The organism is Bradyrhizobium macuxiense (assembly GCF_001542415.1).
Lineage (GTDB): Bacteria > Pseudomonadota > Alphaproteobacteria > Rhizobiales > Xanthobacteraceae > Bradyrhizobium > Bradyrhizobium macuxiense.
Genome location: NZ_LNCU01000036.1, coordinates 90,616 through 101,061, shown reverse-complemented (window position 1 = coordinate 101,061; position 10,446 = coordinate 90,616). Strand labels below are relative to the sequence as shown.

Genomic DNA, 10,446 nt, shown 5'->3' with positions numbered 1-10,446 from the left:
AGCGGGTGTCGGTGGCGGGTTCGCCGGTGGCGGCGGAGGCGGCGGCGACGGCTTGCTGGTGCTTGGCGATAGAACGTCGATCGTCAACACGGGCAGCATTACCGGAGGGATCGGCGGCAACGGCGCGACCGGTGCCTCTGGAGCATCCTCCGCCGGCGACAGCGGCACCGGCGTCAATCTGGCCAGCAGCGGCAATACGCTGGGCAACACCGGCACCATCACGGGCGGTGCCGGGAACGGCACAGGTGCCGCCGGCATCGGTGTCATGACCAATGGAAACAGCACCATCAACAATGCCGGGACGATCAGCGGCGGCCTCAACACTGATGGCGTGACCCACGCGGCCGCGATCCGCTTCGGCGGAACCGGCAATGCCTTGAATTTGCAGACCGGCTCGACCCTGATCGGCGATATTCAATTGATCAGTGGCGCCGGAGCGACTATCGCGGCACAAGCCGGTGGGCTGACGCTCGGCAACAACGTCGTGCTCGGCTCCGGCTCTCTCATCACCTTCAACTCGGCCACGTCAGGTCTTTCGGTCTCCGGCGTGGTATCCGGCGCGGGCAGCGTGGCGGTCACCGGAACCGGCACGATCGTGCTCTCCGGCGCCAACACCTACACCGGGGGAACGACGCTGGTGGGCGGAAGGCTGTCGGTGTCTTCAGACGCCAATCTCGGAGCAGCCTCGAGCCCCCTCACCTTCAACGGCGGCACCCTGCAGGTGACCGGAACGAGCTTCACCGGCACGTCGCGAACCATCAATTGGGGCGGCGGCGGCTTCGACATCGCCGATGCAGCCAACAATTTCGTCGTCAGCTCATCGCTTGGAGGGAGCGGCGGGCTGACCAAGTCCGGCGCCGGAACACTGACCTTCACCAGCAGCAACAGCTACACCGGCGGCACCACGATCTCGGCCGGCACGCTGCAACTCGGCGATGGCGGCACCTCGGGCTCGATCACCGGCGACGTCACCACCAACGGCACCTTCGCCGTCAATCGCTCCAACACCTATACATTCGGTGGCACCATCTCCGGCAGCGGTGCGTTCGTGCAAAGCGGCACCGGCATCACCATCCTCACCGGCACCAACAGCTATGGCGGCGGCACCACACTCGCAGCCGGAACGCTGTCGGTGGCATCCGACTCCAACCTCGGCACCGCGTCGGGCGGCCTCACCTTCAACGGCGGCACCCTGAGGAACACGGTGGCGTTCACCACAGGTCGCGGCGTCACGCTGACCGGCAACGGCACGTTCGAGACTAACGCCGATCTCACTGTGAGCGGCGTGATCGTTGGCGGAGGCTCTCTCACCAAGACCGGCACCGGCACTTTGACATTGACCGGAAACAACACTTACACGGGCGGCACCACGATCTCGAACAGCACACTGCAGATCGGCAATGGCGGCACGTCGGGCTCCATCACCGGCGACGTCACCGCCAACGGCACCTTCGCCGTCAACCGCTCCGACAACTACACACTCGGCGGTACTATCTCCGGCAGCGGCGCGTTCGCGCAAAGGGGCACGGGCACCACCACTTTCACCGGCAACAACAGCTACACCGGCGGCACCACGATCTCGCAAGGAACGCTGCAACTCGGTGACGGCGGCACCACCGGCGCAACCATCGGCGACGTCACCAACAACGGCACGCTCGCCTTCAATCGCTCGGATGCAATAAGCTTCCCCGGCACAATCAGCGGCTCCGGCAATGTCGTCCAGCTGGGTGCCGGCACGCTGACACTGAACGGCCAGTACACTTACACGGGCGCGACCACCGTCAACGCCGGCAAGCTCGTGGTCGGCGATGACAGCCACGCCGGTGCAAACCTGGTCAGCGCCGTGACGGTGAACAGCGGTGCGACGATCGGTGGCATCGGCACCATTGGCGGGCTCAGCGTTGCGAGCGGCGGCACGGTAACGCCGGGCAATTCGATCGGCACGCTGAGCGTCGCGGGCAACGTGTCCTTCGCGGCCGGCTCGATCTACCAGGTCGAAGCCAATGCGGCCGGCCGATCCGACAAGATCGTGGCCAGCGGCACCGCGACGCTGGCCGGCGGCAATGTGCTGGCGCTGGCACAGACCGGCACCTATGCGCCGCAGACCGTCTACACCATCCTCACCGCGAATGGCGGCGTCAGCGGCACTTTCAGCGACGTCACCAGCAGCCTGACATTCCTGACGCCGACGCTGAGCTACGACGCCAACGACGTCTTCCTGACGCTCGCCCGCAACACCACCTCGCTCCAGAGTGTCGCGCAGACACCGAACCAGATCGCCGTGGCCGGGGCGCTGGATGCAAGCGGACAACAGCGCGATCCGCTGATGGTCGCTTTGCTGAACCAGGGCGCCGCCGGCGCCCGGCAGGCGTTCGATGCGCTATCGGGCGAGGTGCACGCCAGCGCGCAGACCGCGATGCTGGATGACTCGCGCTACCTCCGCGACGCCGTGCTGGGCCGGCTGCGGCAAGCCGCCTTCGCCGGCAGCGCCGGACCGATGGCGGCGCTCGGCTCGGGTGGCCCGGAGACCGCTGCGATGGACTCGCTGTCGGTCAGCTCCGCCCTCGCCTATGCCGGCACTGACCGGCGGGCGTTTCCGCTGAAGGCGCCGCCGCTCGCCCCTGCGCAGATTCCGGACACCACGTTCTGGGCACAGGGATTGGGCGCCTGGGGTCGGCTGAACGGCGACGGCAATGCGGCCGGCATGACGCGCGACCTCGCCGGCTTCTTCAGCGGAGTCGATCATCGCTTCGCGACGAACTGGATCGCCGGCATCGCCGGTGGCTACACCAGTTCGTCCGTTCATGTCGGCGATCGCAGCAGTTCGGCCGATGTCCAGACCGCACACCTCGCCGGCTATGTCGGCGCGAGCTACGGTGCGTTCAATCTGCGCGGTGGCGCAGCAGCAAGCTTCAGCACGCTCGACACCAACCGCTCGATCGTCTTCCCGGGCTTCTTCGACACGGCGCGTGCTCGCTATGACGCAACCACGGCGCAGGTGTTCGGTGAGATCGGCTATGGCCTGACGCTCGGCCGCGCCGCACTCGAGCCTTTCGCCGGCCTCGCCTGGGCGCACCTCAACACCGACAGCTTTAGCGAGACCGGCGGTACCGGTGCCGCCGCGCTGCTCGGCGCCGCCAACAGGGAGGATGTCGGCTACTCCTCGCTCGGCGCCCGCATCGCCACAAGCTTTGCCCTGGACAACGGCATGCTGCTGACGCCGCGTGCCTCGGTAGCCTGGCAGTACGCGTTTGGCGACGTGACCCCGACGGCGGCGCTTGCATTCCAGGGTCTGGGAACCAGTTTCACCGCAGCCGGCGTGCCGCTGGCGCGCAACGCGGCGCTGGTCGAAGGCGGGCTCGACCTGCGGGTCACGGCGCAAGCTAGCGTCGGCATCGCGTATGTCGGACAGCTCGCCGATCGAGTGCAGGATCACTCGGTAAAAGCCAGTTTTGACTGGAAATTCTGAGCTCGGCGGGCCTGCCTTTCCTCCTGATCTGGGATGCCAATCGAGATATTTTTGCTGCATTGCAACGTCTTGAATGCTGCTATGCAAACAAGATCGTTGTGCCTGGTATCTGGCATACCTAGATTGACCCCAGACGATGAGCCGGCACCTCGCTGGCCTCCAGACAAAGGGGATATCAATGTCCAAGACCACTGCTATTGCGCTCGCGCCGTCCACCACCCTGCTCGGCCGCCTGTTGGCCACGATCGACCGCCTCCTGATGAAGAGCGCGGAGATCTCGAATCGCAACGGGGACCTGCCGCGCTTCGGCCTCTGAGCCCGCAAGAATCCTGCGCCCGACTCCCGCGCGCGCGATCGTACGGTTTGCGTCGCGAGAGCGAACCGATATTGAAGTTTGCTGCAATGGCCCCGATCTGCGGGGCCATTTTTGTTTGCGCCTTCTACTTGCGTTGAGCCGCGCGCTGAACGCGACCTCGCGTAACGCTGCGGCATAAGCGCACGTTAGACACACGACAGCTTGAACCTTGGCATATCGAATACCAAGATGACTGCCGCGCGCGACAATCACAATGACGATAAGCGCGTTGGGAGGATCAATGTCGGATATGGCTCAGGCAACTGCGGCCCCCGCGGCCGCGCGCGTCAGCGACACCTATCGGTGGACACAACTTGCGATCGGCGTCGCCGCGATGGTGATGATCGCAAACTATCAGTACGGGTGGACGTTCTTCGTCCCCGATATCCAGAAGACATTCGGATGGGACCGCGCGTCGATCCAGTGGGCCTTCACCCTGTTCGTGCTATTCGAGACCTGGCTGGTGCCGATCGAAGGCTGGTTCGTCGATAAATACGGTCCGCGCATCGTCGTGCTCGTCGGCGGCATCCTCTGCGCCATCGGCTGGGCGATCAACGCGCAGGCGACCACGCTCAACGGCTACTATCTCGGCATGATCATCGCGGGCATCGGCGCCGGCGGCGTCTACGGCACCTGCGTCGGCAACGCGCTGAAATGGTTTCCCGACAAGCGCGGTCTCGCGGCGGGCATCACGGCCGCGGGCTTCGGCGCGGGCTCGGCGCTGACCGTCGCTCCGATCCAGGCGATGATCAAGGATTCCGGCTTCCAGAGCACCTTCCTCTATTTCGGCCTCGGCCAGGGCATCGTCATCGTGCTGCTTTCCTTCTTCCTGCTGGCGCCGAAGGCCGGACAGGTGCCGCAAGTCGCACAGAATGCCAACCTGGTTCAGACCCGCCGCAACTATCAGCCCACCGAAGTGCTGCGGCACCCGATCTTCTGGCTGATGTACCTCATGTTCGTGATTGTCGGCGCCGGCGGCCTGATGGTGACGGCGAACCTGAAGCCGATCGCGGTCGACTGGAAGGTCGACAACATTCCGGTGACGCTTGTCGGCATGACCATGACGGCCGTGACCTTCGCAGCAACCATCGATCGCGTCCTCAACGGCCTGACGCGCCCGTTCTTCGGCTGGATCTCCGACATGATCGGCCGCGAGAACACGATGTTCATCGCCTTCGGCATGGAAGGCGTCGGCATCTGGATGCTCTACCTCTGGGGACACGATCCCGTCTGGTTCGTTCTGCTCTCGGGCTTCGTGTTCTTCGCCTGGGGCGAGATCTACTCGCTGTTTCCGTCGACCTGCACCGACACGTTCGGTGCGAAGTTCGCAACGACGAATGCGGGCCTGCTCTACACGGCGAAGGGCACCGCAGCACTGCTGGTGCCGATCGCCAACTACATGCAGCAGTCGTCGGGCCATTGGGACAACGTGTTCATCATCGCCGCCGGCGCCAACATCCTCGCGTCGTTGCTCGCGATCGTGGTGCTCAAACCCTGGCGCAGGATCGTGGTGGCGAAGTCGACGGCGTAAGCCTTGAGTGCAGATCCCGTCGACCGAACGCCCGGCCAACGCCGGGCGTTTTTGCTTGCCCAAAAATCGGCGAAAGCGGAACCAAGCGCCGCCTTGCATGCCAATTTTGCTGCGACGCAGCGCAAGGATGGGCTTGCTTTCTGGAATATAGTATACCAACATCCGAGCGTTGTGACGAAAAGTCACAACAATTGCGACACTCGGTCACAAGAACTAGAGCGCGCTCGGGAGGACTTGATGGTTTCCAGCAATACGGCTGTCACGCAAGCACAACCTTCGTCCAGTGGCTTTCGCTGGCTGCAGCTCGTCATGGGCATCGTCTGCATGGCGATGATCGCGAACCTCCAGTACGGCTGGACGTTGTTCGTCGATCCGATCGACGGCGCGCATCACTGGGGTCGCGCATCGATCCAACTCGCCTTCACCATCTTCGTGGTGACCGAGACATGGCTGGTGCCGATCGAAGCCTGGTTTGTCGACAGATACGGTCCGCGCCTCGTCATCATGTTCGGCGGCGTCATGATCGCGCTGGCCTGGGTGCTGAACTCCTATGCCGACTCGCTCACCATGCTCTATGCCGCCGCCATCTTCGGCGGCATCGGCGCCGGCTCGGTGTACGGCACCTGCGTCGGCAACGCGCTGAAGTGGTTTCCGGATCACCGCGGCCTCGCGGCGGGTGCGACGGCAGCCGGCTTCGGCGCCGGTGCTGCGCTCACCGTGGTGCCGATCGCCAAGATGATCGCCACGAGCGGCTACCAGGCCGCCTTCTTCAATTTCGGCATCGGGCAAGGCCTCGTCGTGTTCGTGCTCGCGTTCTTCATCCGTCCGCCCACAGTCGCGATCCCGCCGAAGAAGAAGCAGCTCAACCTGCCGCAGACCAAGATCGACTTCACGCCGCCGCAGGTGCTGCGCAGCCCGATCTTCTGGGTCATGTATCTGGTGTTCGTGATGGTCGCCGCCGGCGGGCTGATGGCGGCGGCGCAGATCGCACCGATCGCGCACGACTACAAGATCGCCACCACGCCGGTCTCGCTCGCCGGCTTCCAGATGGCCGCGCTGACCTTTGCGATCTCGCTGGACCGCATCTTCGATGGTTTCGGACGTCCGTTCTTCGGCTGGGTCTCCGACAATATCGGCCGCGAGCACACCATGTTCATCGCCTTCGGCACCGGCGCGCTGATGCTGCTCACGCTCTCGACCTGGGGACATCATCCGCTGGTGTTCGTACTCGCGACCGCGGTCTATTTCGGCGTGTTTGGCGAGATCTATTCGCTGTTCCCCGCAACCAGCGGCGACACTTTCGGTGCGAAGTTCGCGACCACCAACAACGGCATGCTCTACACGGCGAAGGGCACGGCGGCGCTCCTCGTGCCGGCCGCCAGCATCGTCGCTGCCAACTATGGCTGGCACGCGGTGTTCGTGATCGCCGTCGCACTCAATGCCACCGCCGCTTTGATGGCGGTGTTCGTGATCAAGCCGATGCGGCGCGCCTTCATCCACGGCAACGAGGCCGCCGCCGAGGCCGCGACGGCGGCCAGCGCCAAGACGGCCTGATCGCGAATTGCCGGTTGAAATGTTGGAGGCGCACCTCGGTGCGCCTCTTTTCATTTTGCCTCCTACTATCCGAGGTATACCAGATACAATGAACCCACCGGATGCGATGCGTGACTTCAGGTCCGGCCGGGAGCAATCATCGATAGCGTCAGAAATCCTGCCGCTTATCGCGATTCCTGTCGGTGAATTCGGGCGATCGCCCTGTTGACAATTGGCATTATGTATACCAAAATTGCGTTGTTGATGACCCCAAAGGAGGTTGCCATGCAAGTCGGAGATATCCTGCGCAAGAAAAACGCCCGCGTTGCCACGGTTCGCATGAACGAGACCGTCGCGATCGCCGCGCAACTGATGCGCGCCAGCAATATCAGCGCGCTCGTGGTCAAGGATGTCGTCCGCACCGAAGGCAACACCGCCGTCGGCATGTTCACCGAGCGTGACGTGGTGCGCGCGATCGCCACGCACGGCCCGGCCGGCGCCGGCATGCGGGTATCGCAATTCGTCGCCGTGCAGCAACTCGTGTCCTGCAACTCGAGGGACACGCTCGATCACGTTCGCCATCTCATGAACAAGCACCACATCCGCCATGTGCCTGTGATCGAGAACTACAGCCTGATCGGCGTCGTCAGCATGCGCGACATCTCGGCCGCGTTCGACGAGCAAGCCACGACCTCGGTGCGGCAGGCCGTGCCGGCTTGATATCATCGCTGCATCGACGCGGGTTGCGTCGAACCCGGCACGCTTGATCGCCGGCGCTCGAGCAGATGCGTCGAACGGTCAGCTCGTCCCTCGCCTGACCGCGTGCGTCGGCCTGCCATTTCCGCATGGGCCCGCCGCCCCTGCAGGATAGACTTTTGCCTGACAGGACTGCATCCTGCCGCTCGACATCCAAAACACCCGCCCGCGGCCGTCCGCGTGACGGAAAATTATGATGGAAACGAGGGCAGAATGATCAAGACACGCTTCACCGAAATGTTCGGCGTCGACCATCCGATCGTGCAAGGCGGCATGCAATGGGTCGGACGCGCGGAGCTGGTCGCGGCCGTCGCCAATGCCGGCGCGCTCGGCATGATCACGGCGCTGACCCAGCCGACGCCGGACGATCTGCGCAAGGAGATCGCGCGCTGCCGTGCGCTGACCGACAAGCCGTTCGGCGTGAACCTCACCATTCTTCCGGCGATCAAGCCGCCGCCCTATGCCGAATATCGCCAGGCGATCATCGAGAGCGGCATCAAGATCGTCGAGACCGCCGGCAACAAGCCGCAGGAGCATGTCGACGAGTTCAAGAAGCACGGCATCAAGGTGCTGCACAAATGCACCAGCGTGCGCCATGCGCTGTCCGCCGAGCGCATGGGCGCCGACGCGATCTCGATCGACGGCTTTGAATGCGCCGGACATCCCGGCGAGGACGACACCCCCGGCCTGATCCTCATTCCCGCCGCCGCCGACAAGGTGAAGATCCCGATGATTGCCTCGGGCGGCTTCGGCGATGCGCGCGGCCTGGTCGCCGCGCTCGCGCTCGGTGCCGAAGGCATCAACATGGGTACGCGCTTCATGTGCACCAAGGAGAGCCCGATCCACCAGCTCGTGAAGGAACGCATCGTCGCCAATGACGAGCGCGAGACCGAGCTGATCTTCCGCACCATGCGCAACACCTCGCGCGTCGCCAAGAACGCGATCTCGACCAAGGTGGTGGCTATGGAGAAGGAAGGCGCCAAGTTCGAGGACGTCCGCGAGCTCGTCGCCGGCGCCCGCGGCAAGATGGTCTACGCCACCGGTGATGCCGACGAGGGCATCTGGTCGGCCGGCCAGGTGCAGGGCCTGATCCACGACATCCCGTCCTGCGCCGAGCTCGTGTCGCGCATCGTGCACGAAGCGGAGGCGATCATCCGCGAGCGGCTCGATAGCATGATGTCGGGCGGCAAGCGCCAGGCTGCCGAATAGGTTTTGAGTAGGATGAGCTGACATTCGGCCCGCGTGATCCGTCACCCTGAGGAGCGCGAAGCGCGTCTCGAAGGGCGACGGCCCGACTGGGGCCGTGCATCCTTCGAGGCTCGCAAGCGCTCGCACCTCAGGATGACGGAATTGAAGATCATCTCGCGTCAGACGACACAAACGAGAACAAGCCCATGAAAGCCTATGTGTATGGGGCCAATGGCCCCGAGATCACCGAAGTCGCGAAGCCGCAGCCGAAAGGCACGCAGGTGCTGGTGAAGGTGCATGCCTGCGGGCTCAACCGCGCCGACATCGGCATGACCAAGGGCCACGCCCATGGCTCGGCCGGCGGCGCCGGCACCGTGCTCGGCATGGAGTGGGCCGGCGAAGTTGCCGAGCTCGGTCCCGAGGCCAAGGGCGTCAAGGTCGGCGACAGGATCATGGGCTCGGGCGGCGCGGCGTTTGCCGAGTACACGCTCGCCGATCACGGCAGGCTGTTCCGCAGCCCCTCGAATATGAACTTCGACGAGGCCGCCACCCTCCCCGTCGCGCTCGCCACCATGCACAATGCCGTCGTCACCAATGGCGCGCTGCAGGCGGGCCAGACCGTGCTGATCCAGGGCGCGAGCTCCGGCGTCGGCTTGATGGCGATGCAGATCGCAAAACTGAAGGGCGCGAAGCTCGTCGTGGGATCTTCGACCGACGCGATGCGCCGCGGCCGGCTGAAGGAGTTCGGCGCCGATCTCGCCGTGGATTCCAAGGATCCCGGCTGGGTCGATCAGGTATTGCAGGCCACCGGCGGCGAAGGCGTCGATCTGATTGTCGATCAGGTCTCCGGACCGGTCGCGAACCAGAATCTCAAGGCGACCAAGGTCAAGGGCCGCATCGTCAATGTCGGCCGGCTCGGCGGCACCCATGCCGATTTCAACTTCGACCTGCACGCGGCGCGCCGCATCCAGTACATCGGCGTCACCTTCCGCACCCGCAGCATCGAGGAGATCCGCGAGATCTTCGACGAGGTCAAAAAGGACATCTGGCCCGCAGTGGAATCACGCAAGCTGCAGCTGCCGATCGACAAGGTCTACAAGTTCGCCGACATCGGCAAGGCGTTCGAGCACATGGAAGCGAACAAGCACCTCGGCAAGATCGTGGTGACGCTGTAGCGACCCACTCGACCGAGATCGTCATTGCGAGCGAAGCGAAGCAATCCATCACGCCGCATCCTGAGATATGGATTGCTTCGTCGTTTCACTCCTCGCAATGACGAAAATGCATCCGAACACCGCAGGATAGGTGGAGCGCAGAGCGATCCCCATCCTCAGGCCGCGATCATCGCGGCTCGCCGGAAAACGCCTGCCGCAATTCCGACAGCCGATCGAGCGCGGCTTGCGACAGTGGCCCCTTCTCGACGGCAGCAAGCGCATCCTCGAACTGCTGCGGCGTCGCCATGCCGACCAGGATCGTGCCCATCGCCGGGTGAGATAACGCAAACCTTGTTGCGGCTTCGGTGAGGCTCCCGGCGAACCCATCGTTGACTAGCGCTGTCAGACGGCGCGCGCGGTCGATATCGGCATCGTAGCTCAACGCCGAACCGATCGGCTC

At 64.3% G+C, this 10,446-nt stretch carries 8 protein-coding genes; 7 read left to right on the top strand and 1 reads right to left on the bottom strand.

All coding sequences use genetic code 11. The features are described 5' to 3' along the window. The 7 genes from AS156_RS09960 to AS156_RS09930 all read left to right on the top strand — a co-directional run. The coding region (locus tag AS156_RS09960; protein WP_160331071.1) for an autotransporter domain-containing protein at positions 1–3,469 on the top strand (3,469 nt) is incomplete at its 5' end. Between the two features lie 178 nt (positions 3,470–3,647). Continuing rightward, the gene (locus tag AS156_RS43265) at positions 3,648–3,785 is read left to right on the top strand and encodes a hypothetical protein (RefSeq protein WP_201456021.1); all 138 of its coding nucleotides are present in this window, start codon (positions 3,648–3,650) and stop codon (positions 3,783–3,785) included. 280 nt (positions 3,786–4,065) lie between these two features. Next, positions 4,066–5,355, top strand: a complete 1,290-nt coding sequence (gene oxlT, locus AS156_RS09950) for an oxalate/formate MFS antiporter (RefSeq protein WP_066503303.1) — start codon at positions 4,066–4,068, stop codon at positions 5,353–5,355. A 237-nt stretch (positions 5,356–5,592) separates the two neighbouring features. Next, on the top strand, positions 5,593–6,909 hold the full coding sequence (oxlT, locus tag AS156_RS09945; protein WP_066503302.1) for an oxalate/formate MFS antiporter: 1,317 nt from the start codon (positions 5,593–5,595) through the stop codon (positions 6,907–6,909). A gap of 264 nt (positions 6,910–7,173) precedes the next feature. Beyond that, the gene (locus tag AS156_RS09940) at positions 7,174–7,608 is read left to right on the top strand and encodes a CBS domain-containing protein (RefSeq protein ID WP_066503496.1); all 435 of its coding nucleotides are present in this window, start codon (positions 7,174–7,176) and stop codon (positions 7,606–7,608) included. 249 nt (positions 7,609–7,857) lie between these two features. Beyond that, positions 7,858–8,853 carry an NAD(P)H-dependent flavin oxidoreductase gene (locus AS156_RS09935; RefSeq protein WP_066503301.1) on the top strand — a complete coding sequence of 332 codons (996 nt, stop codon included), beginning with the start codon at positions 7,858–7,860 and terminating at the stop codon, positions 8,851–8,853. Positions 8,854–9,038: 185 nt separating this feature from the next. Further along, entirely contained in the window at positions 9,039–10,007 is a 969-nt protein-coding gene (locus AS156_RS09930; RefSeq protein ID WP_066503298.1) for a zinc-binding dehydrogenase, read from the top strand. Between the two features lie 166 nt (positions 10,008–10,173). On the opposite strand, the gene AS156_RS41895 is transcribed toward AS156_RS09930, so the two are convergent. Then, on the bottom strand, positions 10,174–10,446 hold a 273-nt coding region (locus AS156_RS41895; protein ID WP_201456020.1), incomplete at its 5' end, for an aldo/keto reductase.